We start from the raw sequence: 25,161 nt of genomic DNA on the forward strand, positions 1-25,161 counted from the left end.
ACGCGTCAGTCCGCCAAGAGGTCGAGTACCAGGCGGGCCGTCTCCGTCGGGGTGGAGCCGACGCGGACCCCGGCCGCTTCCAGGGCCTCCTTCTTGGCCTGCGCCGTGCCGGAGGAGCCCGAGACGATCGCGCCCGCGTGCCCCATGGTCTTGCCCTCGGGGGCGGTGAACCCGGCGATGTAGGCGACGACCGGCTTGGTGACGTGGTCGCGTACGTAGGCCGCGGCGCGCTCCTCCGCGTCGCCGCCGATCTCCCCGATGAGGACGATCAGGTCGGTGTCCGGGTCGTCCTGGAACGCGGCGAGGCAGTCGATGTGCGTCGTGCCGATGACGGGGTCGCCGCCGATGCCGACGCAGGTGGAGAAGCCGATGTCGCGCAGTTCGTACATGAGTTGGTAGGTGAGGGTGCCGGACTTGGAGACGAGGCCGATGCGGCCCGCCTTGGTGATGTCGGCGGGGATGATGCCGGCGTTGGACTGGCCGGGGGTGATCAGGCCGGGGCAGTTGGGGCCGATGATGCGGGTGCCCTTCGCGGCGGCGTACGCGTGGAAGGTCACGGCGTCGTGGACGGGGATGCCCTCCGTGATGACGACGGCGAGGGGGATGCCCGCGTCGGCGGCCTCCGTGACGGCGGCCTTGGCGAAGACGGGCGGCACGAAGACGACGGTGACGTCGGCGCCGGTGGCCGCGATACCCTCGGCCACCGAGCCGAACACGGGGACAGCACGGTCATCGAAGTCGACGCTCCGGCCCGCCTTGCGCGGATTGACGCCGCCCACGACGTTCGTGCCCGCGGCGAGCATGCGGCGGGTGTGCTTCATGCCCTCGGCGCCGGTCATGCCCTGGACGAGGACCTTGCTCTCCTTGGTCAGATAGATCGCCATGTCCCGCTCTCCTTGGTCAGGTGGATCGCCATGTCCCGGCTCCTCAGTGCGCGTTGGCGAGTTCGGCGGCCCGGCGCGCGGCGCCGTCCATGGTGGTGGCCTGTTCGACGAGGGGGTGGGCGCGGCCGTCGAGGATGGCGCGGCCCTCCACGGCACTGTTCCCGTCGAGGCGGACGACGAGTGGTTTGGTCAGCCGGACGGACTCCAGGGCCTGGACGATGCCGTCGGCGACGGCGTCGCAGGCGGTGATGCCGCCGAAGACGTTCACGAAGACGGACTTCACCGCCGGGTCGGAGAGGATGACGGAGAGGCCGTCGGCCATGATCTGCGCGGAGGCGCCGCCGCCGATGTCGAGGAAGTTGGCGGGACGGGCGCCGCAGCCCGCGACCACGTCGAGGGTCGACATGACGAGTCCGGCGCCGTTTCCGATGATGCCGACCTCGCCGTCGAGCTTGACGTAGTTGAGGCCCTTGGCCGCGGCGGCCGCTTCGAGGGCGTCGTCGTGGGGGGACTCCTGGGTGCCCCAACGCTCCTGGCGGAAGCGGGCGTTGTCGTCGAGGGTGACCTTGCCGTCGAGGGCCAGGATCTGGCCGCCGCTCGTGCGCACGAGGGGGTTCACCTCGACGAGTACGGCGTCCTCGCGGGTGAGGACGGACCAGAGGCGGACCAGAGCGTCCACGGTCTGCGCGGGCAGCCCTGCCGCCTGTGCGATCTGTGCGGCCTTCGCCGCGGTGACGCCCTCGGCCGGGTCGACCGGAATACGGGCGACGGCCTCGGGCCGGGTGGCCGCGACCTCCTCGATGTCCATGCCGCCCTCCGCGGAGGCGATGGCGAGGAAGCGTCCGGCCGCTCGGTCGAGGACGTAGGAGACGTAGAACTCGCTCTCTATGTCGACCGGTTGGGCCAGCATCACCTTGCCGACGGTGTGGCCCTTGATGTCCATGCCGAGGATCTGGCGTGCCGTCAGCTCGGCGGCGGCCGGGTCGGCGGCGAGTTTGACGCCGCCCGCCTTGCCGCGGCCCCCGGTCTTCACCTGCGCCTTGACGACGACGCGGCCGCCCAGCCTGCGCGCGATCTCGCGGGCCTCCTTGGGTGACTGGGTGACCTCGGCTTTCGGCACCACGATGCCGTGTTCTTCGAAGAGTTCCCTTGCCTGGTGCTCGTACAGGTCCATCTCGGCTCCTGCCACTGTGTCTGTCTGGGGAGCGACCCCCAGTCCCCCGGAAAAGTGCCGCACGCCCCCTGGACACCACCCACCGGATGCGGGATAACAAGCTTCATACAGTATTCGTCGACTGTATGCAATGTACTGCGACAGCGCACGACTCCCCTACGAAGGGACAGGACTTCGCCATGCCCGACGACAGCCAGGAACTCATCTCCGGTGGTCATCTGGTCGCCAAGGCGCTCAAGGCAGAAGGTGTGGAGGTCATCTACACCCTGTGCGGCGGTCACATCATCGACATCTACGACGGCTGCGTCGACGAAGGCATTGAAGTCGTCGACGTCCGTCACGAGCAGGTCGCCGCCCACGCGGCGGACGGGTACGCGCGCATCACCGGCAAGCCCGGCTGCGCCGTCGTCACCGCGGGCCCGGGCACCACCGACGCCGTCACCGGCGTCGCGAACGCGTTCCGCGCGGAGTCACCCATGCTCCTCATCGGCGGCCAGGGCGCGCACACCCAGCACAAGATGGGCTCGCTCCAGGACCTGCCGCACGTCGACATGATGACGCCCATCACCAAGTTCGCCGCGACCGTGCCGGACACCGCGCGCGCCGCCGACATGGTGTCGATGGCGTTCCGCGAGTGCTACCACGGCGCCCCCGGCCCGTCCTTCCTGGAGATCCCGCGCGATGTCCTCGACGCCAAGGTGCCGGTGGACAAGGCCCGCGTGCCCCGGGCCGGGCAGTACCGGGCCTCGACCCGCTCGGCCGGTGACCCCGAGGCGATCGAGAAGCTCGCCGACCTCCTCGTGCACGCCGAGAAGCCGGCGATCCTGCTCGGCAGCCAGGTGTGGACGACCCGTGCCACCAAGGACGCCATCGAACTCGTACGCGCCCTCAACGTGCCCGCCTACATGAACGGGGCGGGCCGCGGCACCCTGCCGCCCGGCGACCCGCACCACTTCCAGCTCTCGCGCCGCTACGCCTTCTCCAACGCCGACCTCATCATCATCGTCGGCACGCCCTTCGACTTCCGCATGGGCTACGGCAAACGCCTCTCCCCCGACGCGACCGTCGTGCAGATCGACCTCGACTACCGCACCGTCGGCAAGAACCGGGACATCGACCTCGGCATCGTCGGCGACGCGGGCCTCGTCCTGAAGTCCGTCACCGAGGCCGCGTCCGGGCGCCTCAACGGCGGCGGGGCCAAGCGCAAGGAGTGGCTCGACGAGCTGCGGGCCGCCGAGCAGACCGCCATCGACAAGCGCCTGCCGAGCCTGCGCTCCGACGCCTCGCCGATCCACCCGTACCGCCTGGTCAGCGAGATCAACGACTTCCTCACCGAGGACTCGATCTACATCGGCGACGGCGGCGACATCGTCACCTTCTCCGGGCAGGTCGTGCAGCCCAAGTCGCCGGGCCACTGGATGGACCCGGGGCCGCTGGGCACCCTCGGCGTCGGCATCCCGTTCGTCCTCGCCGCCAAGCAGGCGCGGCCCGACAAGGAGGTCGTCGCGCTCTTCGGCGACGGGGCGTTCTCGCTGACGGGCTGGGACTTCGAGACCCTCGTCCGCTACAACCTGCCCTTCGTCGGGATCGTCGGCAACAACTCGTCGATGAACCAGATCCGTTACGGCCAGAAGGCCAAGTACGGCGACGAGCGCGAGCGCGTCGGCAACACGCTCGGCGACGTCCACTACGACAAGTTCGCGCAGATGCTGGGGGGTTACGGCGAAGAGGTCCGCGACCCCGCCGACATCGCGCCCGCGCTCCGGCGGGCCCGCGAGTCCGGGAAGCCCTCGCTGATCAACGTGTGGGTCGACCCGGACGCGTACGCCCCCGGAACCATGAACCAGACCATGTACAAGTGAGGAGCCCCTGCCATGACCACCAAGGCTCTTGAGGGCGTCCGTGTCCTCGACATGACCCATGTGCAGTCCGGGCCCTCCGCGACCCAGCTCCTCGCCTGGCTCGGCGCGGACGTGGTGAAGCTGGAGGCGCCGACCGGGGACATCACGCGCAAGCAGCTGCGTGACCTGCCGGACGTCGACTCGCTCTACTTCACGATGCTCAACTGCAACAAGCGGAGCATCACCCTCAACACGAAGACGGAACGCGGCAAGGAACTCCTCACCGAGCTGATCCGGCGCTCCGACGTCATGGTCGAGAACTTCGGCCCGGGCGCCGTCGACCGTATGGGCTTCACCTGGGAGCGCATCCAGGAGATCAACCCGCGCATCGTCTACGCCTCCATCAAGGGCTTCGGCGACGGCCCGTACACCAACTTCAAGGCATACGAGGTCGTGGCGCAGGCCATGGGCGGCTCGATGGCGACCACCGGCTTCGAGGACGGCCCGCCGCTGGCCACCGGCGCGCAGATCGGCGACTCCGGCACCGGCATCCACGCCGTCGCCGGCATCCTCGCGGCGCTGTTCCAGCGCGAGAACACCGGGCGCGGCCAGCGCGTGAACGTCGCCATGCAGCACGCGGTGCTCAATCTGTGCCGGGTCAAGCTGCGCGACCAACAGCGCCTCACCCACGGCTCGTTGGCCGAGTACCCGAACTCCCAGGACACCGCCGAGGCGGACGAGGTGCCGCGCTCGGGCAACGCGTCCGGCGGTGGGCAGCCAGGCTGGGCGGTCAAGTGCGCGCCGGGCGGCCCGAACGACTACGTGTACGTCATCGTGCAGCCCGTCGGCTGGCAGCCGCTGAGCGAGCTGATCGGGCGGCCCGAGCTGGCTGAGGACCCCGAGTGGGCGACGCCAGAGGCGCGCCTGCCCAAGCTCAACAAGATGTTCCAGCTCATCGAGGAGTGGTCCTCGACCCTGCCCAAGTGGGAGGTGCTCGAGCGGCTCAACGCGCACAACATCCCGTGCGGGCCGATCCTGTCCACCAAGGAGATCATCGAGGACGAGTCGCTCGTCGCGAACGAGATGGTCGTCGAGGTGGCCCACCCGGAGCGCGGCACGTTCACCACCGTCGGCTCCCCCCTCAAGCTCTCCGACTCCCCTGTGGAAGTGGTCAGTTCACCCCTGCTCGGCGAGCACAACGCCGAGGTGTTCGTCGGGGAACTGGGGCTCGGGGACGAGGAACTGCGCCTGCTCAAGTCGAACGGAGTGATCTGATTGATGGCCGAGGACCGTGACCTCACGGTACGGGCGCTGCTCGCATCCGTGCGCGCGGAGGGCCGCAGCGCTCTCACCGCCCCCGAGGGCAAGGTGATCGCCGACGCGTACGGGATCTCCGTGCCCGGCGAGGAGCTGGCGAGGGACGTGGACGAGGCGGTCGCGTACGCGGCGCGCTTCGGCCGACCCGTCGTGATGAAGATCGTCTCCCCCGACATCCTGCACAAGACGGACGCGGGCGGCGTGATCGTGGGCGTGGAGGGCGCCGCCGACGTACGGGCCGCGTTCTGCACGATCGTGAAGAACGCGCGGGCCTACGCGCCGGACGCCCGGATCGAGGGCGTCCAGGTGCAGGAACTGCTGCCGACCGGGCCCTCCTCGCAGGAGGTCATCGTCGGGGCCGTCACCGATCCGACGTTCGGGAAGGTCGTCGCGTTCGGGCTCGGCGGTGTGCTGGTCGAGGTACTCAAGGACGTGACGTTCCGGCTCGCGCCGGTCGGCGCGGACGAGGCCGTGTCGATGCTGGACTCGATCCGGGCGGCCGAGGTGCTGCGCGGGGTGCGCGGTGCGCAGCCGGTCGACCGGTGGGCGCTGGCCGAGCAGATCCGCCGGGTGTCCCAACTGGTCACCGACTTCCCGGAGATCGCCGAGGTCGACCTCAACCCGGTGATCGCGACGCCGGAGGGTGCGGTCGCCGCCGACATCCGGGTGATCCTCGCCGACGGGGCGCCGAAGCAGCGGCGCACGTACTCGCGCGAGGAGATCCTCAGGTCGATGCGCCGGCTGATGCAGCCGCGCTCGGTCGCGGTGATCGGCGCGTCCAACGAGCAGGGCAAGATCGGCAATTCGGTCATGCGCAACCTCATCGACGGGGGTTTCTCCGGGGAGATCCATCCGGTGAACCCCAAGGCCGATGACATCCTGGGCCGCAAGGCGTACAAGAGTGTCACGGACGTCCCGGGTGAGGTGGATGTGGCGGTCTTCGCGATCCCCGCCAAGTTCGTGGCCTCGGCCCTCGAAGAGGTGGGACGCAAGGGGATCCCGAACGCGGTCCTGATCCCCTCCGGGTTCGCGGAGACCGGCGAACAGGCCCTCCAGGACGAGATCGTGGCGATCGGCGAGCGGTACGGGGTACGCCTGCTCGGGCCGAACATCTACGGCTACTACTCGACGTGGCAGGACCTGTGCGCCACGTTCTGCACGCCGTACGACGTGAAGGGCGGGGTGGCGCTGACCTCGCAGTCCGGGGGCATCGGCATGGCGATCCTCGGCTTCGCGCGCACGACGAAGACCGGTGTCTCCGCGATAGTCGGGCTCGGCAACAAGTCGGACCTGGACGAGGACGACCTGCTCACGTGGTTCGGCGAGGACCCCAACACTCAGTGCATCGCCATGCACCTGGAGGACCTGAAGGACGGGCGGGCCTTCGTGGAGGCCGCGCGGGCGACGGTGCCGAAGAAGCCCGTCGTGGTCCTCAAGGCGGGGCGCACCAGCGCCGGCGCGAAGGCCGCCGGTTCGCACACGGGAGCCCTCGCGGGCGACGACGCGGTGTACGACGACATCCTCAGGCAGGCCGGCGTCATCAGGGCGCCGGGGCTCAACGAGATGCTCGAGTACGCGCGGGCGCTTCCCGTGCTGCCGACGCCCAAGGGCGACAACGTCGTCATCATCACCGGCGCGGGCGGCTCGGGTGTGCTGCTCTCGGACGCCATCGTCGACAACGGCCTGACCCTGATGGAGATCCCCGAGGATCTCGACGCCGCCTTCAAGGCGTTCATCCCGCCCTTCGGCGCCGCGGGCAACCCGATCGACATCACGGGCGGTGAGCCGCCGTCGACGTACGAGGCGACCATCAGGCTCGGCCTTGAGGACCCGCGCATCCACTCCCTCGTCCTCGGCTACTGGCACACGATCGTCACCCCGCCGATGGTCTTCGCGGAGCTGACGGCGCGGGTGGTCGAGGAGTTCCGCGCACGGGGCATCGAGAAGCCCGTGGTGGCGTCGCTCGCGGGCGACGTCGAGGTCGAGGAGGCCTGCCAGTACCTCTACGAGCGGGGCGTCGTCGCGTACCCGTACACGACGGAGAAGCCGGTGGCCGCACTCGGTGCGAAGTACCGGTGGGCCCGTGCGGCGGGGCTGTTGTGATGCCCGGACCAGCCGACGAACCGGCCGGGGGTCCGGGGGTTGCCCCCGGGCGAAACACCGCCCGGTGGGCCCGTGCGGCGGGGCTGTTGTGATGCCCGGACCAGCCCACGAACCGGCCAGGGGTCCGGGGGTTGCCCCCCGGGCGAAACACCGCCCGGTGGGCCCGTGCGGCGGGGCTGTTGGGGGGCGGTTCATGAGGTGACCGGACTGGGGGCCGGCCGGCGGTGCGCGCAGGCCGGCCCCGGGACCCATGCGCACGCGAAAGGAATTTGGACAGGGGGCGCTGGCCAGATCTTTCGACGCAAGGGGTGCGACCGTCATGACCGCAACCGATCTATCAACCTCCGTCCCCTACAGGGAGGTGACGGACCGCAACGGCCGCCTGTACCGCATCGGTGAGACCGATCGGGACATCATGGGGCGACCACGCTGGACCATGGTGCTCTTCCCATGGATGGGCATGCTCGGCATCAGCTCGTCCGAGTACGCCTTCACCTCCGCCGAGGACACACTGCACGAGGCCCATCTGTGGAACAGCGGGCACATCTTCTGGCTGATGGGTGTCTGGGTGTTCTTCCAGGCCGCCGTCGCCTTCCCGGCCGGGCAGCTGCGCGAGAGTGGCAGACTGCCGGCGCGCTACGCCATGTTCCTCGGCGCTCTCGGCACGATCCTCGGCTATCTCTCGCTCGCGTACGCGCCGCACGTGATCGTCGCGTACATCGGGTTCGGCATGTTCAGCGGCATCGGCGCCGGCCTCGTCTACGCGACCTGCGTGAACATGGTCGGCAAGTGGTATCCGGAGCGCAAGGGCGGCAAGACCGGCATGGTCAACGGCGGTTTCGCCTATGGCTCGGTGCCCTTCGTGTTCCTGTTCACCTCGTACATGGACGTCGGCAACTACGAGGGCGTCCTGGTGATGGTCGGCCTCATCTGCTGCGCCGTCGTCGCGTTCGCGGGCTGGTTCTTCAAGGATCCGCCGAAGGGCTGGTGGCCCTCGCACGTGGACCCGCTGAAGGTGTCGGACGACCCGAAGATCCGCCGGGCTCTGGCGAAGAACCCGCCGGCCGTCAAGCAGTACACCCCCAAGGAGGCCGCCCGTACGCCCGTCCTGTGGATGATGTGGTTCTGTCTGCTCTGCACCGCGGGAATCAATATCTTCGGCATCGCCTTCCAGGTGCCGTTCGGAAAGGACATGGGATTCGCCGGCGGGATCGTCGCCACGGCGATGTCGCTGAAGGCGATCGTCAACGGAACGGGCCGCGGAGTCATCGGCTGGATCTCCGACCGTTTCGGCCGCCGCAACACACTCATCATCGTCTGCCTCGTCCTCGGCTCCGCCCAGTTCGGCGTCCTTGTCTCCGGGTCGATGGGCAGCATGCCGTTCTTCCTGTTCTGCTCCATGGTCTCCGGATTCGGCGGGGGAGCGATCTTCCCGCTCTTCGCGGCGATGACGGCGGACTACTTCGGTGAGAACAACAACGCCTCCAACTACGGAATGGTCTACAGCTCGAAGCTGATATCGGGGCTCGTGGGCTCCGGAGTGGGCGGCGTCGTGGTCCACGCGTGGGACTACGAGGGCGCCTTCGTCATCGCGGGCTCCATCGGACTGGCCTCCGCGGTGCTCGCGCTGTTCCTGAAGGCACCGGGACGGCCCAAGCACCAGCGCCGCATCGTTCCCAACCCGCAACCGCTCGGTGAGGAGATGGCTTGATATGACGGCGGAGCCGATCGCCGCAGGACAGACGCCGGACACCGCGGGCCGCCGGTACCGCGAGGTCACCGACGGACACGGCCGCGTCTACCGGGTCGGGGAGACCGACCGGGACATCCTCGGCCACTCACGGAAATTCATGGTGTACCTGCCGTGGATCGCCATGATGGCCATCAGCGTCTTCGAGTACGCCTTCGGCTCGGCGGAGGACACCCTGTCCCACGCCCATGGCTGGACGCAGAGCAACACCTTCTGGATCCTGAGCGTCTGGGTGTTCTTCCAGGCGGGCATCGCGTTCCCCGCGGGCTGGCTGCGGGAGAAGGGAATCCTGACCGCGCGCAGGGCCATGTACGCCGGTTCCGCGATGTGTCTGGTCGGATTTCTCGCCCTCTCGCATCTGCACAACGTCCTGCTCGCCATCATCGGGTTCGGCGTCATCGGCGGCGTCGGCTCCGGACTCGTCTACGCCACGTGCATCAACATGGTCGGCAAGTGGTTCCCCGAGCGGCGCGGGGCGCGGACCGGATTCGTGAACGGCGGATTCGCCTACGGCTCGCTGCCGTTCATCTTCATCTTCAACTACGCCTTCGACACAGCGAATTACACGCGGGTCCTCGACCTCATCGGCTGCTACATCCTGATCGTGGTCCTGTCGTGCGCGTTCTTCTTCAAGGACCCGCCGAAGAACTGGTGGCCCTCCGACATCGACCCGCTGTCCTTCGCGGGCGACGAGAAGAACGCGGTGAGCCTGGCCAAGAATCCTCCCGCGGTGAAGCAGTACACGCCCAAGGAGGCCATCAGGACGGGCATGCTCCCGCTGATGTGGGTCACGATCGTGATGACCGCGGGTGTGTCGATCTTCGGCATCTCGTTCCAGGTCGACTTCGCGAAGGAGGTGGGCTTCGGTCCGCTGGTCGCCGCGACGTCGATGGGTCTCATGGCCGTCATCAACGGCGTCGGCCGCGCGGTGGTGGGCTGGCTGTCCGACATCTGGGGCCGCAAGCTGACCCTGGTGTTCGTGATCGTCGTCCTGGGGCTCGCCCAGTTCGGGGTGATCTGGGCGGGCAGGATGCACAGCGAATGGCTGTTCCTGGTCTTCGCGTTCCTCTCCGGGTTCGGCGGCGGCGCGTTCTACCCGATGTTCGCGGCGCTGACCCCGGACTACTTCGGTGAGAACTACAACGCCACCAACTACGGCCTCGTGTACAGCGGAAAGCTGGTCAGCGGCCTGTTCGGCGGCGGGCTCGGCTCGATGGTGGTCGCCGCCTGGGGCTACGACGGCGCGTACGCGCTGGCCGGCGGCGTGTCCATGGTGGCGGCCGTGATCGCGCTGCTGCTGCGTCAGCCGGGGCGGACGAAGGGGGCGCCGGCACCACAGGCTGTCGCCTGAGACCCGTCCGTACAGAGGGCGGCCCTCCCCGCGAGTGTCACGGGGAGGGCCGCCCTCTGTGTACTACTTGCGCAGGGCGGCCAGGTTGTCGTAGCCGATCCGCGCGTACTTCAGGGACTGCCCGAGGTCCGTGGAGCTGGGCGCGTTGTCCTGCTCGACCATCGGGTTGTGGTAGTTCTTCGCGCCGACGCGGGAGAAGAACGTCCGGTAGTCGATGACGCCCTCGCCGAACGGCACCATGTCGTAGCCCATGCCGTTCGTGGTGTTGGTGGTGCCGTCCTTGGCGTGGAACAGCGGGTAGCGCTTGTTGTTGCTGCGTACGAGCGCCGCCGGGTCGAAGACGTTCTCCTGCTGCGAGCCGTCGTGGGCGGTGTAGGTGTGGAACTTGTACTGGGCGACGTGCGCCCAGAAGATGTCCATCTCCAGCCAGACCGTCTTCGGGTCGGTCACCTCGAGGAAGTACTCCAGCTTGCGGATGCCGGAGCTGCGGGTCGGCTTGCCCTGCGCGTCGAGGGGCCCGCCGTCGAGCAGGAAGCCGTACGCCGCGTCGTGGTTGTGCGTGTACAGCTTGAGTCCCGCGCTGTGGGCGATCTTGCCGAGCGCGTTCCACTTGTCGGCGGCGGTGTCCCAGTCGGACCGGTAGGCGCTGCCGGTGGGGTCGCCACCGGTGCCCATGTGGTCCATGCCGAGGATGTTGGCTATCTCCAGGTGCTTCTTGAACGTATCGAGGTCGGGCTGGCTGAGCGGCCACGACCCCGGGATGAAGCCGTGGTTGCCCTGCGCGCGCAGGCCGTACTCGTCGAGCCAGGACCGCAGCAGCTTGGCGCCCTCGACGGATTCGAGGTTGGCGCCGCCGGGCGCGTTGGCGTGCTGGCCGTAGCCGGCGAACTCGACCTGCTTGTAGCCGTAACGGGCCAGCTCCTTGAAGACCTCCCGGAACCCGGACGGCAGGTTCGAGGAGAGCGGGTCTCTGCCCGTGGCGTCGCGCACGGTGTAGAGGATGATGCCGCGCTTGCCCGACGGGACGAGGGCGAGGCCGCCGCCACCGCCGGCGCCTGTGGCGGTGGGCGCGGTCTCGGCGAAGGCGGGCGCGGCGCCGAAGACGGGGGCGGCGACGGCGGCGGTCGCTGCGGCGGTGCAGGTGCTCAGGAAGCGGCGGCGGCTGACGCCGAGGGTGCGGCGCAGGGCGTCGCCGGTTCCGGATTCGTCGTTGAACGCGGTCACGGTGTCTCTCTTTCTCAAAGGTGGCCTCATGCGAGACCGGCCAGGTCGAGCAACAGCGATTTCACGTCGGTGGCCGCGACACGGCCGGTGACGGCGCGGGGGGTGGAACACAGGATGAGCGGACCGTCGGGGCTGTCGTCGCTCAAGGGGAGGCGGCCGTGGCTGCCGCGGATGGGTGAGGGATCGAGGGGCACGACCGCCATGCGGTAGCGCATGCCGAGCTTCTTGCGGGCCAGGGCGCCGGCGGCCTTCACCTTGACGTAGGGGTCCTGGGGGTCCATGAACAGCTCGACGGGGTCGTAGCCGGGCTTGCGGTGGATCTCGACGAGCTGCGCGAAGTCGGGCGCGCGGTCGTCGTCGAGCCAGTAGTAGTACGTGAACCAGGCGTCGGGCTCGGCGATGGCGACGAGTTCCCCGGAGCGCGGGTGGTCGAGGTGGTGGGCCTTCTTGCCCTCGTCGTCGAGGAGTTGCTCGATGCCGGGCACGTCCTTCAGCGCCTCGCGGACCATGTCGAGGTCCTCCGGGCGGCGCACGTAGATGTGCGCGATCTGGTGGTCGGCGACCGCGAACGCCCGCGACGTCATCGGGTCGAGGTACTCCATGCCGTCCTGCGTGTGCACTTCGAGGAGTCCGGCGCGGCGCAGGGCGCGGTTGATGTCGACGGGCCGCTCGACGCGGGTGATGCCGTACTCGGAGAGGGCGACGACGGTGCGGCCCTCGGCCTTCGCGTCGTCGAGGAGTGGCGCGAGGGTGGCGTCGAGTTCGGCCGCTGCCCGGTGCGAGCGCGGGTCGTCGGGGCCGAAGCGCTGGAGGTCGTAGTCGAGGTGGGGGACGTAGGCCAGCGCCAGGTCGGGATGGCGGGTGGCGATGATGTGGCGGGTCGCGTCGACGATCCACCGGCTGGAGACGAGGTCGGCGCCCGGGCCCCAGAAGTGGAAGAGGGGGAACGTGCCGAGTTTCTCGGTGAGTTCGTCGTGCAGGGCCGGCGGCCTGGTGTAGCAGTCGGGTTCCTTGCGGCCGTCGGCGTAGTAGACGGGACGGGGTGTGACGGTGATGTCGGTGTCGGCGCCCATGGCGTACCACCAGCAGATGTTGGCGACCGTGTAGCCGGGGTGGCTGCGGCGGGCCGCATCCCAGAGCTTGTCGCCGGCGACGAGTCCGTTGTGCTGACGCCACAGGAGTACGTCGCCCAGCTCGCGGAAGTACCAGCCGTTGGCGACGATGCCGTGCTCGGACGGCATGGTGCCGGTGAGGAACGTCGACTGGGCGGCGCAGGTGACGGCGGGCAGGACCGTGCCGAGGTGGGCCTGGGAACCCGTCCGGCCGAGCGACTTGAGGTGGGGCATGTGGTCGAGGAGGCGCGGGGTGAGGCCCACGACGTCCAGGACGAGCAGCGGGTTCGGGCTCACGTCCGGCCGGTCGACTGTGGTGTCGGTACGGGCAGTTGTCATGGGAGTTCCTTCAGGCCGAGGTCCGTCAGGAGGTCGCGGGCCAGGGTGAGTTCGGCGGCGATGCCGTCGGCGAGCTGGGTGCGGGCGCGGGGGCGCAGCTCGGGCGGGAGCGCCTGCCAGGTGTACGTCTCGACCTCCAGGTGCCGGGTGAGCGGATGCGCGCCGCCGACCAGACGCGTGAGCGTCTCCTTGAGCACCGGGAGCGTGGAGGTGAGGGGGGCCGCGGGCGCCGCGTGCAGCGGTACGTGGAAGTGGGCGCGCCAGGGCGCGGTGTCGGGGAGCGCGCCGCCGGCGAGCGCCTCGCCGAGGTCGTCGGTGCCGCGCAGCCCTTCGGGGGTGAGGGTGCGGGTCTGGTGCAGGAAGCGGGGTTCGTCGAACGCGGCGAGCGCCTCCCGGACCTCGGCCCTTTCGGGGTGCTCGGCGTGCAGGGCCGCGGAGAGCTGGGACTTGACGACGGGGATCCCTGCGGCGGCGAGCGCGTCGAGTGCGGTGGCCGGGTCCTCGAAGGAGGTGGCGAGGTGGCAGGTGTCGACGCAGACGCCGATGCGGTCGCGGGCCACGGCCGTGAGCGGGACGATCGCGTCGCCGGTCGTCTCGACGGTGCAGCCCGGCTCGGGTTCGAGGCCGATGCGGATGGAGCGGCCGGTCAGCTCCTCCAGGGCGTCGAGCCGCTCGACGAGGGTGGTGAGCGCGGCGTACGCGACGTCCCGGCGGGCCGCGTCGATGGCGGTGCGCCATGCGAGGGGCAGCGTGGAGATGGTGCCCTCGGTGACGTCGGAGGGGAGCAGCGCGGCGAGGAGGCGGGCCAGGTCGGCGGTGTGCGCGAGGCGCTCCGGGTCGGCCCAGTCGGGCTTGTACACGCGGTACTTGACCTCTTCGGCGCCGAACCCCTCGTACGGGAAGCCGTTGAGGGTGACGACTTCGAGGCCGCGCCGGTCGAGTTCGGTGCGCAGGCCGCGCAGGGCGACGGGGTCGGTGGTGAGGGCGCGCGCGGCGTCCTTGGCGAGCCACAGGCCGATGCCGAGCCGGTCGCGGCCGAGGCGCTTGCGGACGGGTTCGCAGTGGTCGCGCAGCTGGGCCAGCACGCCGTCGAGGGTCTCGGCGGGATGGACGTTCGTGCAGTACGCGAGGTGGACGGTGGACCCGTCGGGGTGGCGGAAGCGCATCGCTCACGCCCCGCCGCGCAGGATGGAGTTGCCCTCGTGAGTGGCGTCGGTCCCCGCGACGTCGAGGTCGAGCCGGCCGCTGAGGCCGTAGAACGCGACGGGGTTGCGCCACAGGACGCGGTCGACGTCGTCCTCGGTGAAGCCGGCCTTCAGCATCGCGTCGGCGACCTTGCGGGTCTTGAGGGGATCGCTCTTACCCCAGTCGGCGGCCGAGTTGACAAGTACCTGCTCCGGCCCGTACTCGGTGAGGATCGCGACCATCCGCTCCTCGTCCATCTTGGTGTCGGGGTAGACGGAGAACCCGAGCCAGCAGCCCGCGTCCTTGGCCTCCTTGACCGTGGTCTCGTTGAGGTGGTCGATGAGGACCCGGTCGAGCGGCAGGGCCGACTCGCGTACGACGTCCAGGGTGCGGCGCAGTCCGGCGAGCTTGTCGCGGTGCGGGGTGTGCACGAGCGCGGGGAGTTCGTGGTCGGCGGCGAGCTGGAGCTGGGCGGCGAGCGCGGTGTCCTCGGCGGGGGTCATCGAGTCGTAGCCGATCTCGCCGACGGCGACGACGTTGTCCTTGACGAGGTAGCGGGGCAGCGCGTCGAGGACGGGTGCGCAGCGTGGGTCGTTCGCCTCCTTGGGGTTGAGGGCGAGCGTGCAGTGGTGGGCGATCCCGTACTGCGCGGCGCGGAAGGGCTCCCAGCCGAGGAGCGCGTCGAAGTAGTCGAAGAACGAGGCGGGCGAGGTGCGGGGCTGGCCGAGCCAGAAGGACGGCTCGACGATCGCCCGTACGCCCGCCGCGTACATGGCCTCGTAGTCGTCGGTGGTGCGCGACGTCATGTGGATGTGCGGGTCGAAGATGCGCATCAGGACTCCTCGGCCTTGTGGGGAGGGGGCACGACCAGGGGGGTCAGGGCCAGTACGCGGTGCAGGTCGTCGGGGACGGGGCGGCCCGCGGCGGTGCGCTCGTTCGCGTAGTCGCCGAGCATGCGGGCGAGTTCGGCGTCGCCGCGGGCGCGTTCGGCGAGCTCGGCGACGGCGGACACCGGCACGCCGGTGAAGAGGCACTTCAGGACGGCGTGCCGCCAGTGGTGCGCGGTGAGGTGCTCGGCGGCGTAGGGCCCGACGGCGGCGGCGACGAGCCGGGTGTCGTTCGTGCGCAGCGCGTCCTCGACGAGGGGCAGCGCTTCGGGCCCTGCGACGAGGTGGGGCAGGGCTGCGAGGACGGCGCGGCGTTCGGCGGCGGCGCCCTGTTCGTAGAGGCGGGTGAGGGTGGCGGTGTCGGCGCGGGCCGCGTGCAGGAGGACGATGCGGGCGCTGTCGGCGTACTCGGATCCACAGCGGCGCCCGGCTTCGGCGAACCTCAACTCCCAGGTGGGGTACGCCTGTTGCATGCCTCCGTCATCTGCGGCGGCCTCCGCCGTGGCCTTGTCGAGCCACGTGCGGGCCGTCTCGCCGAGGGAGGCGTCGGTGCGGGCGCGGAGGGCCGCGATGCCGGGAGGTGTGCCGGTCATGGGGTGCCTCCTTCCGCGGCGGCGCGCAGGAACCGCAGGGATTCCTCGGCGAGTTGGGGTCCCGCGTGGGAGTGGCGGGGCAGTTCCACGACCGTCAGTCCCTGATAGCCGGTGGCTTCGAGGGCTTCGAGTACCGGCGGGAAGTCGATCTCGCCGTCGCCGAACGGGAGGTGTTCGTGGACGCCCCGTCGCATGTCGTCGATCTGTACGTGCTTCAGCCAGGGAGCGGCCTCGCGCACGCAGTCGGCGGGCGGCAGCGGCTCCAGGCACTGGCAGTGGCCGATGTCCAGGGTGAGGCCGAGCGCTTCGGGGCCGCCGAACTCCTCGCGGAGGTAGTGGAAGTCGGCGAGTGTGGCCAGGAGGTGGCCGGGCTCGGGCTCGATGGCGAGCGGGACGCCGGCGGCGGAGGCCGCGTCGAGGACGGGGGCGAGCGCGTCGGCGAGCCGCTTCCACGCGGTGCCGTCGTCCGTGCCGTCCGGGGTGATGCCGCTGAAGCAGTGCACGGCGTGGGCGCCGAGGTCGGTGGCGACCTGCACGGCCCTGATGAGCAGCCTGGTGCGGGCGGCCCTCGCGTCCGGGTCGGGGTCGAGGAGCGAGGGGCCGTGCTTGCGGCGCGGGTCGAGGACGTAACGGGCGCCCGTCTCGACGGTGACGCTCAGGCCGTGCCGGTCGAGGACGCGGGCCACCTGCCGGGTGCGGGTGGGCAGGTCGGGGACCAGGGGGTCCAGGTGCATGTGGTCGAGGGTGAGGCCGACGCCGTCGTAGCCCAGGTCGGCGAGGACCGCGAGGGCGTCCTCCAGGCGGAGGTCGGTCAGGCCGTTGGTGCCGTATCCCCAGCGGATGGTCATGTGACGCTCACCTTCGGTGCGATGCGCTTTGCCAGCGGGGCCAGGGCGGCGGTGATCAGGGCGGTTGCCGGGGCGCCGTTTCTGGCGGCCAGGGCCGCCTGGAGGGGGATCAGGGCGCGGATTCCCGCGCCGACGGCGCGTTGCGTGAGGGGTGGGGAGGGGTTCAGGGCGGCGTGGAAATAGGGGCGGGCCGTTGCCGCGACGTAGGCGCCTGCCGCGAGGGTGGTGAGGGTGGAGCCCGACAGGCCGGGGGCGGCTGCTACCCGCCGGCCTGTCGGGAGTTTGTGGGTCAGGGCGATGGTTGTTGCGAGGGCGCCCAGCGGGGCCGTGGGGCTGCCGCCCTGGGTTTCGTTGCGGGAGACCGTGGTGACGGCGAGGGTGTGGGCGGCGATTGTTGTTGCCGTGGGGAGGGCATTGCTTAGGCCGTGTGCCTGTTGCCCGGCGAATGGGGCTGTGCCCACCCTCCCCCAAGCTCTCGACTGCGCTCGAGCAGGGGGGACCCCCATCGCCTTGCGGGACGCCTGCCCACAGCGAGGTGGGGCGTGTGTGGCTGCTGCCCCCAGGAGTACGTCCAAGCCCCGCGCCGCCGCCATCGCCACCGGTCCCGCCGGTGTGTGCTTCAGACCCAGGTCGTACGCCCAGACCGTCGCCGCCAGTGCGGTGGCCAGGGCGGTGGCCGGGCGGCCCGCCCGGTGCGCCAGGGCCAGACCTCCCGCCGTGAAGGCGCCCGCTGCCGCGAGGGCCGCTGCGGGGCGGATTCGCCCTGACGGCAGCGGGCGGTGCGGGCGGTCCACGGCGTCCTCGGCGCGGTCCGCCCAGTCGTTGAGGGCCATGCCCGCCTCGTAGAGGCACAGGGACGACCCGATGGCGAGGAAGGTGCCTCGGCCGGGGCGCAGGCCCACCGCGGAGGCGCCCGCGAGCGCGTCGCCGGGGACTGTGAACAGGGCGGGCAGGCGCAGGAGTTCGGCCCAGGCCCGCAGGTGCTGCGCGCGGCCGGTCACCGCAGGCGTCCCGCGAAACCGACCAGTGTCGCGTACTGCTCGGCGAGCGCGGGGGACGCGTCGCCGTCGGGGTCCTTGAAGTAGAAGCCGAGTTCGGGCAGGGGTCCCTCGATGCCCTTTTCGTGGGCGCGCAGGAGGAGGCGGGCCAGGTCGAGGACGAGGGGGGCGGCGAGCGCGGAGTCGCAGCCCTGCCAGATCGTCTGGAGGATCATACGGGAGCCGAGGAACCCGTCGAAGGCGATGTGGTCCCAGGCCGTCTTCCAGTCGCCGAGCGCGGGCACGTCGTCGATGTGGACCTCGCCCTCGGGCGCGGCCCCGAGCGCGTCGGCGAGGACGCGCTCCTTGCCGGCGTTCTTCGCCGCGGCGGCGCCGGGGTCGGCGAGCGCGGCGCCGTCACCGCCGCCGAGGAGGTTCGTGCCGGACCAGGCCCGCACAGACAGGGAGCGCTGGAGGAACATCGGCGCGAGCACGGACCGCAGGAGGGTCTGGCCGGTCTTGCCGTCGCGCCCTGCGTAGGGCAGGCCGCTGGTGGCGGCGAGATCGGCGAGCAAGGGGTGGTGCAGGCCGGTGGAGGGGGTGAAGTTGACGTACGGGCAGCCCGCGCGCAGGGCGGCCGCCGCGTACAGGGAGCTGGCGGGCAGCCGGCTGCTGTCGGGGGCGGGTTCCGTGGACGCCACGTTCACGACGACGGCGCCGGCGAGGCCGCCGCGGTCGGCGAAGTCACGGATGTCGGCGGCGAAGCCGGCGATGAGTTCGTCGTCGGAGCGGGAGTCCCCCGGCTGGGGGCCTCCCGGGCGTATCTCCCGGTCGGCGGCGGCGAGTTCGGCGCCGACCGCGGCCGGCAGACCGTGCGGCAGGACGCCTCCGGCGGCGAGGTGTTCGGCGCGTTTGGGCAGGGGGCAGTCGACGGTGTCGTGGCCGCCGAAGACGAGGGACGACAACGTTGGCAGGCCGGCGTCGGCGAAGGGTTCGGTCTCGGTGGCCATGCCGGTCGGGGGATGCAGCCCCGCGGCGACGGCGGCGCAGCCCGCGACCGCGGTGGTGGCGACGGAGCCGCGGGCCCCGATGAGCCAGACCCCGTAACGAGGAGAGCGGGGGGCGGGGGAAGTGGGTTCGGCGGACATGGGCAGCCTCCTTGTCGTACGCGAACCTGGAGCCGGAGGAGCGGCGGTGGTGCGGGACGACGGGCGGGGGTCCGGCGTCCCCCGCCCGCCGTCGTCTAGTGGCCGGACCCGGCGCCCGGCTTCGCGGGCAGGTCCTTGACCCGGATGTCACGGAAGGACACCTGGTCGTCGTTGCCGTGGTTCTGGATCCCGACGTACCCGTCGCGCAGGCTCCGGGCGGGGTCGGTGTTGGTGAAGTCGTTGACCTTCACGCCGTTGAGCCAGATCCGCAGGCGTTCGCCCTCGACCCGGATCTCGTACGTGTTCCACTCCCCCGGCGGGTTCAGCGCGCGGTCGCGCTTCTTCACGTCGGCCGACTGGAAGCTGTAGACGGACCCGGTGGTGCGGTCGGGTGCGTCGGTCGCGTCGATCTGGACCTCGTAGCCGTTGTTCACGGCCGACCAGGGGTCGTCGGACTCCGGGAAGCCCACGAAGACACCGGAGTTGTCGTCCCCGGCCATCTTCCAGTCGAGCTTCAGGGAGTACGAGCCGAGCGAGCGGCCCGAGTACCAGAGCATCCCCATGCCGCCGGTCGACGTCAGGGTGCCGTCGTCGGAGAGCGTGAAGGCGCCGGGTCCCGCCTGCTTCCAGTCCTTGAGCGACTGCGTCGTCCCGTCGAACAGGGACGTGTAGCCGTTCTCGGGCCGGCAGTCGGCCTGCGCTCTGCCTGCCGCCCAGCGGATCCCGCCGAGCAGGTGCTGCCGGAAGGCGGGGTCGGCGTACGACTCCTTGGTGTGGCCGGCGCCCGTGTAGAAGGAGCGCCCGCCCTGGTAGTTCTGGCACCAGGAGAGGGGGTGGTCGCCCGCCATGGTGCCGCCGGTGTACGACGACTCGTCGAGCGAGGCGAGCACATGGGCGTGCTCGCGCGGGTTGGAGCGGTAGTTGTACCACTCGTCGGTGCGGTTCCAGGCCCGGTCGAGGTGGGCCGTGGCCGGGTTGCCGCGGTCCTCGACCCTGAGCGTGGCGGGCTGGATCGCCGGGTGGTTCTGGAAGTAGGCGCCGGCGAGGCCGCCGTAGAACGGCCAGTCGTACTCGGTGTCGGCGGCCGCGTGGACGCCGACGTAGCCGCCGCCCTTCCTGATGTAGTCCTCGAAGGCGGTCTGCTGGTCGGGGCCGAGCACGTCGCCGGTGGTGGAGAGGAAGACGACGGCGTCGTAGCGGCGCAGGTTGGCGTCGGTGAAGGCGCCGGCGTCCTCGGTGGCGTCGACGGCGAAGCCGTTCGCTGCGCCCAGGTCCTTCACGGCGGCGATCCCGTCGGGGATCGAGTCGTGGCGGAAGCCCGCGGTCTTCGAGAAGACCAGGACCCGGCCCCCCGCCCCCGCGTCCCCCGGTGAGGAGGACGCGGGAGCGGAGACGCAGCCGATGAGCAGGGCGGCCGCGGAGGCCGCGAGCGCGATACGGGTGGAGGTGCGCACAGTCCTGCTCCTTCCTCAGCCGGTGGTGAAGGTGAAGTCGTCCACGTCGTAGAGGGCGTCGGTGCCCGCACCCTTGAAGACCAGGAAGAGTGTCGTGGTCGTGTCGGGCGCCCGGCTGATGGTGCCGGTGACGTCCTTGTACGTCTCCCAGGACCCGGTGGGTTCGACCTTGGCGCTGCCGAGGAGCTTGCCGGTGGCGGAGCCGCTGCGGATCTCGAGGGTGCCGCCGCTGCCGGCGGACGCGACGCGCGCGGTGAACGACGTGGCGTTGCTCAGGACGTACGGCTTGAAGGAGATCCAGTCACCGTTGTTGATGTCGCCGACCGTCTTGCCGCCCTCCGCCGGGGTGTGAGCAGTGATGCTCACGCCCTTGGAGTCACCGAAGTGCTCGGCCTGGCGGTGCTTGGGCTGGGTGACGTTCTGGTCGTGGGTGGTCAGCGCGGGCTGGCCGTTGGCGCCCTGGTCCGTGTACTCGGCGTCGAAGACCCCGAAGACGTTGGCGTTCGCGTCGTGCTCACTGTCGGCGGAGGTCTGAATGGTCCCCGAGCAGCCGTTGGCCGAGGTGACCGGGTGGCCGTGGCTGTCGTGGCCGAGGATGTGGGTGACCTTGACCTTGGAGCAGTCGATCGTCCCGTCCTCCGGGTCGGTGACCTTCACCTTGAAGGGCACCTTGTCGCCGAAGGTGAACAGCTCGCCGTCCGCGGGGAGTTCGAGGGTCACCTTGGGCGCGGTGTTGCCGACGACGAGGTGGACGTCGGCGCTGCCGGTGCGGCCCGTGGTGTCCTTGGCGGTGACGGTCGCGGTGTAGGTGCCGTTCTTCTTGTACGTGTGGCTGGGCGCCGCGCCCGTGCCGCTGGTGCCGTCACCGAAGTTCCAGGAGTACGTCAGCGCGTCGCTGTCGGCGTCGGTCGCGGTCGAGGAGAAGCGGGCCTTCAGCGGGGCCTGGCCCGAGGTCTTGTCGACCTTGGCGTCGACGACGGGTGAGTGGCCGTCGGTGGCGTTCTCGATGCGGTAGAGGCCGGAGTGCTCGTCACCGCCGAACCAGGACAGGCCGTAGTCCAGGACGTACAGTGCGCCGTCCGGTCCGAAGGCCATGTCCATCACCTGCGTGCCGGTCCACGGGAACGGGTTGATCGAGGTGACCTTGCCGTCGCCGTCCTGCTCGATGCGCTTGATCCACTGGCGGCCGAACTCTCCGGCGAAGAAGTCGCCGTCGTAGGCCTCGGGGAACTTCACGGGCGAGGTGTTCGCCGCGTCGTAGCGGTAGACCGGGCCGCCCATCGGGGACTCGGAGCCGGTGCCGAACTCGGGCACGGAGCCGCCGTCGTAGGGGATCCAGGCCGGCTGCGCGGGCGGCAGGTCGACGAGGCCCGTGTTGTGGGGCGAGGTGTTCTTCGGCGCGGCGCAGTCGAAGGCGGCGCCGGACGTCTTGGTGGCGAAGTCGTAGTCGATGTACGCGTCGTTGTTGCCCGTGCAGTAGGGCCAGCCGAAGTTGCCGGCCTTCGTGACCCGGTCGAACTCGACCTGGCCCGCGGGGCCGCGCTTCGGGTCGGCGGCGCCGGCGTCGGGTCCGTAGTCACCGACGTAGACGATGCCGGTCGGCTTGTCGACGCTCATCCGGAACGGGTTGCGGAAGCCCATCGCGTAGATCTCGGGGCGGGTCTTGTCCGTGCCCGGGGCGAAGAGGTTGCCGTCGGGTATGGAGTACGTGGCGTCGTCGTTGACCTTGATGCGCAGGACCTTGCCGCGCAGGTCGTTGCTGTTGCCGGCCGAACGCCGGGCGTCGTAGGCCGGGTTGCGGGTCGCCTGCTCGTCGATCGGGCTGTAGCCGTCGGAGGCGAAGGGGTTGGAGTCGTCTCCCGTCGACAGATAGAGGTTGCCCTCCTTGTCGAAGTCGATGTCACCGCCGACGTGGCAGCAGATGCCGCGCGAGGTGGGGACTTCGAGGATCTTCTTCTCGCTGGCGTTGTCGAGGGTGCCGTCCGCGTTGAGGACGAAGCGGGAGAGCTGGTTGTGGCCGTCGAAGGGCTTGAAGTCCGCGGCCGTGCCGTCGTTCGGGGCGTCGCCCGCGGGGGTGTCGAGCGGAGGCGCGTAGTAGAGGTAGATGAAGTGGTTGTCGCTGAACTTCGGGTCCACGCCGACGCCTTGGAGGCCCTCTTCGTCGTGGGAGTAGACGTCGAGCTTGCCGGCGACCTTGGTGGTGCCGTTCTCGTCGGTCAGGCGCAGGACGCCGTCGCGGGAGGTGTGCAGGACCTTGCGGTCCGGCAGGACGGCGAGCGACATGGGCTCGCCGACCTCTTCGGCGCCCTTGGCGAGGGTGACCTGCTGGAAGTCCTCAGCGGCGGCGACCGCGGCGTCGGGGGCGGGCGCCGCGCCGGCGTGCGGGGCGCCGATCGCGAGTGAGGCTCCGGCGAGAAGTGAGCCGGTGAGGAGTGCGAGTGCCTTGCGGAATCTCGGGCGTTTCCTGTGCACGGGGTTCCTCCGGAAAGGGGGGCGGGACGTGCTGTGGACGGGGTGCGCCGTCACCCCGGGTAAGCGGTTGCCATGTAGGCGCCAACGAAGCTAGCCGCGTTTGTCTGGTTCGGATAGCCCTTGTGCGTAAGGTTGTTGAGGCTTTCTCCTGCGTGAAGACAAAGGGGTGTCTGGGCAGGGTTCAGCGACTGCGCGACCGTTGGGGCTGGTCGCGCACACGCGGCGGAGCCGCAAATCGATACAGCCCCGCGCCCCTTCGGGGCGCTGGTTTCGGGGGGCTAGTTGCTGAACGCCGAATCGAAGGATGAGGTCGGGGGCTCGAAGTCGAAGGTCTTGAGGTGCCTGAGGGCCTCTGGCGCGCCCTGGAGGCGGTCCATACCGGCGTCCTCCCACTCGACCGAGATCGGGCCCTCGTAGTCGATGGAGCGCAGCATCCGGAAGACGTCCTCCCAGGGCACGTCGCCGTGGCCCGCGGAGACGAAGTCCCAGCCGCGGCGCGGGTCGCCCCAGGGCAGGTGCGAGCCGAGGCGGCCGTTGCGGCCGTCCAGGCGGCGCCGGGCCTCCTTGCAGTCGACGTGGTAGATCCGGTCACGGAAGTCCCACAGGAAGCCGACCGGGTCGAGGTCCTGCCACACGAAGTGACTGGGGTCGAAGTTCAGGCCGAAGGCGGCCCGGTGATCGACGGCGTCGAGGGCGCGCTGCGTGGTCCAGTAGTCGTACGCGATCTCCGACGGGTGGACCTCGTGCGCGAACAGGACACCGTTCTCGTCGAACACGTCGAGGATGGGGTTCCAGCGGTCGGCGAAGTCCTGGTAGCCGCGCTCGATCATCGACTCGGACGCGGGCGGGAACATGGCGACCAGATGCCAGATGGACGAGCCGGTGAAGCCGATGACGGTGTCGACACCGAAGGCCGCCGCGGCCCGTGCAGTGTCCTCCATCTCGGCCGCGGCCCGCCGTCGTACGCCCTCGGCCTCGCCGTCGCCCCAGATGCGGGCCGGCAGGATCGCCCGGTGGCGCTCGTCGATGATCGCGTCGCACACCGCCTGCCCCACCAGGTGGTTGGAGATCGCCCAGCACTTGAGGCCGTACTTGTCGAGCAGGGCACGGCGCGAGTCGAGGTAGCCGGGGTCCGCGAGGGCCTTGTCGACCTCGAAGTGGTCGCCCCAGCAGGCGAGTTCGAGGCCGTCGTAGCCGAAGTCGCGGGCCAGCCTGCACACCTCTTCGAGCGGCAGGTCGGCCCACTGTCCGGTGAACAGGGTGAACTGGCGTGGCATGAGCCGTGCCTCCTCAGACCGGGATGGGGGTGTAGACGGAGTTCTTGAGCGCGCTCTCCTCCACGGCGGCGAGCACGCGCTGCACGCGCAGGCCCTCGGCGAAGGACGGTTCGGGCTGCCGGCCTGCCGCGATGGCATGGACCAGATCGCGGGCCTGGTGCACGAAGGTGTGCTCGTAGCCGAGGCCGTGGCCCGGCGGCCACCAGGCCTCCAGGTAGGGGTGGCCGGGCTCGGTGACGAGGATGCGGCGGAAGCCGGCGCTGACCCCGGGTTCGGTGTGGTCGTGGAACGAGAGCTCGTTGAGGCGCTCCAGGTCGAAGGCCAACGAGCCCTTCTCGCCGTTGAGTTCGATGCGCAGGGCGTTCTTGCGGCCGGACGCGAAGCGGGTCGCCTCGAAGGAGCCGAGCGCCCCGGAGGCGAAGCGGGCCGTGAAGAGCGCCGCGTCGTCCACCGTCACGGGGCCGCGCCCTGTCCCGCCGCCGCCCGCCGCGAGCCCGGCCGACGCCCCCTCCAGGATCGGCCGTTCCCGTACGAACGTCTCGGTGAGCGCGGAGACCCCGACGAGGGACTCCCCTGCCAGGTACTGCGCGAGGTCGACGGCGTGCGCGCCCAGGTCGCCGAGGGCGCCCGAGCCCGCGTACTCCTTCTTCAGCCGCCAGGTGAGCGGGAAGTCGGGGTCGACGAGCCAGTCCTGGAGGTAGGAGACGCGGACGTGGCGCAGGGCGCCGAGGCGGCCCTCCTCGACCATGCGGCGGGCGAGCGCGGTGGCGGGGACCCGCCGGTAGTTGAAGCCCGTCATCGCCAACTGACCCCGCACACGGGCCCGTTCGGCGGCCTCGACCATCGCCTCGGCCTCGTCCACCGTGTTGGCGAGCGGCTTCTCGCACAGCACGTGCTTGCCCGCCTCCAGGGCCGCGACGGCGATCTCGGCATGGCTGTCGCCCGGGGTGCAGATGTCGACGACGTCGACGTCGTCCCGGGCGATCAGCGCCCGCCAGTCCGTCTCGGCCGCGGCCCAGCCGAGCCGGTCGGCCGCGGCTCGGACGGCCTGCCCGTCCCTGCCGCAGACGGCCGCGAGCACCGGTCGCAGCGGCAGGTCGAAGACGCGGCCCACGGTGCGCCAGCCCTGGGAGTGGGCGGCGCCCATGAAGGCGTAGCCGACCATGCCGACACCCAGGGGGCGCGGCCTTGCCCCGGGCTCCTGAGTCGTGCCCATGCAGTAGTC

19 protein-coding genes are annotated in these 25,161 nt (G+C 70.5%); 5 read left to right on the forward strand and 14 right to left on the reverse strand.

What is annotated here, in order from left to right; all coding sequences use genetic code 11:
- Positions 1–5: 5 nt before the first annotated feature.
- Complete coding sequence (sucD, locus tag OHA58_RS05270) at positions 6–884, reverse strand: succinate--CoA ligase subunit alpha (protein ID WP_405476897.1); 879 nt, start codon at positions 882–884, stop codon at positions 6–8.
- Positions 885–927: 43 nt separating this feature from the next.
- Positions 928–2,058 (reverse strand): ADP-forming succinate--CoA ligase subunit beta, encoded by a 1,131-nt coding sequence (gene sucC, locus OHA58_RS05275; RefSeq protein WP_405476898.1) that lies wholly within the window; start codon positions 2,056–2,058, stop codon positions 928–930.
- 179 nt (positions 2,059–2,237) lie between these two features.
- Here sucC and OHA58_RS05280 point away from each other — a divergent pair, with 179 nt between their 5' ends.
- From OHA58_RS05280 to OHA58_RS05300, 5 genes are all read left to right on the forward strand, one after another.
- Positions 2,238–3,920 (forward strand): thiamine pyrophosphate-binding protein, encoded by a 1,683-nt coding sequence (locus OHA58_RS05280; RefSeq protein ID WP_405476900.1) that lies wholly within the window; start codon positions 2,238–2,240, stop codon positions 3,918–3,920.
- A gap of 12 nt (positions 3,921–3,932) precedes the next feature.
- A complete protein-coding gene (gene frc / locus OHA58_RS05285) occupies positions 3,933–5,174 on the forward strand; it encodes a formyl-CoA transferase (RefSeq protein ID WP_405476902.1) in 1,242 nt (413 codons plus the stop codon).
- Positions 5,175–5,177: 3 nt separating this feature from the next.
- The gene (locus OHA58_RS05290) at positions 5,178–7,319 is read left to right on the forward strand and encodes an acetate--CoA ligase family protein (protein ID WP_405476904.1); all 2,142 of its coding nucleotides are present in this window, start codon (positions 5,178–5,180) and stop codon (positions 7,317–7,319) included.
- A 319-nt stretch (positions 7,320–7,638) separates the two neighbouring features.
- Complete coding sequence (locus OHA58_RS05295; protein ID WP_405476906.1) at positions 7,639–9,030, forward strand: OFA family MFS transporter; 1,392 nt, start codon at positions 7,639–7,641, stop codon at positions 9,028–9,030.
- Between the two features lies 1 nt (position 9,031).
- A complete protein-coding gene (locus OHA58_RS05300; protein WP_405476908.1) occupies positions 9,032–10,420 on the forward strand; it encodes an OFA family MFS transporter in 1,389 nt (462 codons plus the stop codon).
- A gap of 63 nt (positions 10,421–10,483) precedes the next feature.
- On the opposite strand, the gene OHA58_RS05305 is transcribed toward OHA58_RS05300, so the two are convergent.
- The 12 genes from OHA58_RS05305 to OHA58_RS05360 all read right to left on the reverse strand — a co-directional run bounded on the left by OHA58_RS05305 (position 10,484) and on the right by OHA58_RS05360 (position 25,152).
- Positions 10,484–11,644, reverse strand: a complete 1,161-nt coding sequence (locus OHA58_RS05305; protein WP_405476910.1) for a sugar phosphate isomerase/epimerase family protein — start codon at positions 11,642–11,644, stop codon at positions 10,484–10,486.
- Between the two features lie 26 nt (positions 11,645–11,670).
- Entirely contained in the window at positions 11,671–13,095 is a 1,425-nt protein-coding gene (locus OHA58_RS05310) for a nucleotide pyrophosphatase/phosphodiesterase family protein (RefSeq protein WP_405476912.1), read from the reverse strand.
- Positions 13,092–14,261, reverse strand: a complete 1,170-nt coding sequence (gene eboE, locus OHA58_RS05315) for a metabolite traffic protein EboE (protein WP_405476914.1) — start codon at positions 14,259–14,261, stop codon at positions 13,092–13,094. The genes OHA58_RS05310 and eboE overlap by 4 nt, the downstream gene beginning before the upstream one ends.
- A 3-nt stretch (positions 14,262–14,264) precedes the next feature.
- Entirely contained in the window at positions 14,265–15,113 is an 849-nt protein-coding gene (locus OHA58_RS05320) for a TatD family hydrolase (RefSeq protein ID WP_384671119.1), read from the reverse strand.
- Positions 15,113–15,760: an EboA domain-containing protein gene (locus OHA58_RS05325; RefSeq protein WP_405476916.1), complete on the reverse strand. Its 648-nt coding sequence runs from the start codon at positions 15,758–15,760 to the stop codon at positions 15,113–15,115. The genes OHA58_RS05320 and OHA58_RS05325 overlap by 1 nt, the downstream gene beginning before the upstream one ends.
- The gene (locus OHA58_RS05330) at positions 15,757–16,608 is read right to left on the reverse strand and encodes a sugar phosphate isomerase/epimerase family protein (protein WP_405476918.1); all 852 of its coding nucleotides are present in this window, start codon (positions 16,606–16,608) and stop codon (positions 15,757–15,759) included. The genes OHA58_RS05325 and OHA58_RS05330 overlap by 4 nt, the downstream gene beginning before the upstream one ends.
- On the reverse strand, positions 16,605–17,609 hold the full coding sequence (locus OHA58_RS05335; protein ID WP_405476920.1) for an SCO3242 family prenyltransferase: 1,005 nt from the start codon (positions 17,607–17,609) through the stop codon (positions 16,605–16,607). Before OHA58_RS05335 ends, OHA58_RS05330 begins: the two co-directional genes overlap by 4 nt.
- Positions 17,606–18,733 (reverse strand): inositol-3-phosphate synthase, encoded by a 1,128-nt coding sequence (locus OHA58_RS05340; RefSeq protein ID WP_405476922.1) that lies wholly within the window; start codon positions 18,731–18,733, stop codon positions 17,606–17,608. Before OHA58_RS05340 ends, OHA58_RS05335 begins: the two co-directional genes overlap by 4 nt.
- A gap of 95 nt (positions 18,734–18,828) precedes the next feature.
- A complete protein-coding gene (locus OHA58_RS05345) occupies positions 18,829–20,187 on the reverse strand; it encodes a ThuA domain-containing protein (RefSeq protein WP_405476924.1) in 1,359 nt (452 codons plus the stop codon).
- A 15-nt stretch (positions 20,188–20,202) separates the two neighbouring features.
- A complete protein-coding gene (locus OHA58_RS05350; RefSeq protein ID WP_405476926.1) occupies positions 20,203–22,659 on the reverse strand; it encodes a PQQ-dependent sugar dehydrogenase in 2,457 nt (818 codons plus the stop codon).
- 278 nt (positions 22,660–22,937) lie between these two features.
- Entirely contained in the window at positions 22,938–23,936 is a 999-nt protein-coding gene (locus tag OHA58_RS05355; protein ID WP_405476928.1) for a sugar phosphate isomerase/epimerase family protein, read from the reverse strand.
- Between the two features lie 13 nt (positions 23,937–23,949).
- Positions 23,950–25,152 carry a Gfo/Idh/MocA family protein gene (locus OHA58_RS05360; RefSeq protein WP_405476930.1) on the reverse strand — a complete coding sequence of 401 codons (1,203 nt, stop codon included), beginning with the start codon at positions 25,150–25,152 and terminating at the stop codon, positions 23,950–23,952.
- Positions 25,153–25,161 lie beyond the last annotated feature (9 nt).

Source organism: Streptomyces sp. NBC_00009, from assembly GCF_045040855.1.
GTDB lineage: Bacteria > Actinomycetota > Actinomycetes > Streptomycetales > Streptomycetaceae > Streptomyces > Streptomyces aureus.

Coding starts and splice junctions, on each gene's coding strand:
- sucD (WP_405476897.1), bottom strand. CDS start 884: ATGGCGATCTATCTGACCAAGGAGAGCAAGGTCCTCGTCCAGGGCATG.
- sucC (WP_405476898.1), bottom strand. CDS start 2,058: ATGGACCTGTACGAGCACCAGGCAAGGGAACTCTTCGAAGAACACGGC.
- OHA58_RS05280 (WP_405476900.1), top strand. CDS start 2,238: ATGCCCGACGACAGCCAGGAACTCATCTCCGGTGGTCATCTGGTCGCC.
- frc (WP_405476902.1), top strand. CDS start 3,933: ATGACCACCAAGGCTCTTGAGGGCGTCCGTGTCCTCGACATGACCCAT.
- OHA58_RS05290 (WP_405476904.1), top strand. CDS start 5,178: ATGGCCGAGGACCGTGACCTCACGGTACGGGCGCTGCTCGCATCCGTG.
- OHA58_RS05295 (WP_405476906.1), top strand. CDS start 7,639: ATGACCGCAACCGATCTATCAACCTCCGTCCCCTACAGGGAGGTGACG.
- OHA58_RS05300 (WP_405476908.1), top strand. CDS start 9,032: ATGACGGCGGAGCCGATCGCCGCAGGACAGACGCCGGACACCGCGGGC.
- OHA58_RS05310 (WP_405476912.1), bottom strand. CDS start 13,095: ATGACAACTGCCCGTACCGACACCACAGTCGACCGGCCGGACGTGAGC.
- eboE (WP_405476914.1), bottom strand. CDS start 14,261: ATGCGCTTCCGCCACCCCGACGGGTCCACCGTCCACCTCGCGTACTGC.
- OHA58_RS05320 (WP_384671119.1), bottom strand. CDS start 15,113: ATGCGCATCTTCGACCCGCACATCCACATGACGTCGCGCACCACCGAC.
- OHA58_RS05325 (WP_405476916.1), bottom strand. CDS start 15,760: ATGACCGGCACACCTCCCGGCATCGCGGCCCTCCGCGCCCGCACCGAC.
- OHA58_RS05330 (WP_405476918.1), bottom strand. CDS start 16,608: ATGACCATCCGCTGGGGATACGGCACCAACGGCCTGACCGACCTCCGC.
- OHA58_RS05340 (WP_405476922.1), bottom strand. CDS start 18,733: ATGTCCGCCGAACCCACTTCCCCCGCCCCCCGCTCTCCTCGTTACGGG.
- OHA58_RS05355 (WP_405476928.1), bottom strand. CDS start 23,936: ATGCCACGCCAGTTCACCCTGTTCACCGGACAGTGGGCCGACCTGCCG.
- OHA58_RS05360 (WP_405476930.1), bottom strand. CDS start 25,152: ATGGGCACGACTCAGGAGCCCGGGGCAAGGCCGCGCCCCCTGGGTGTC.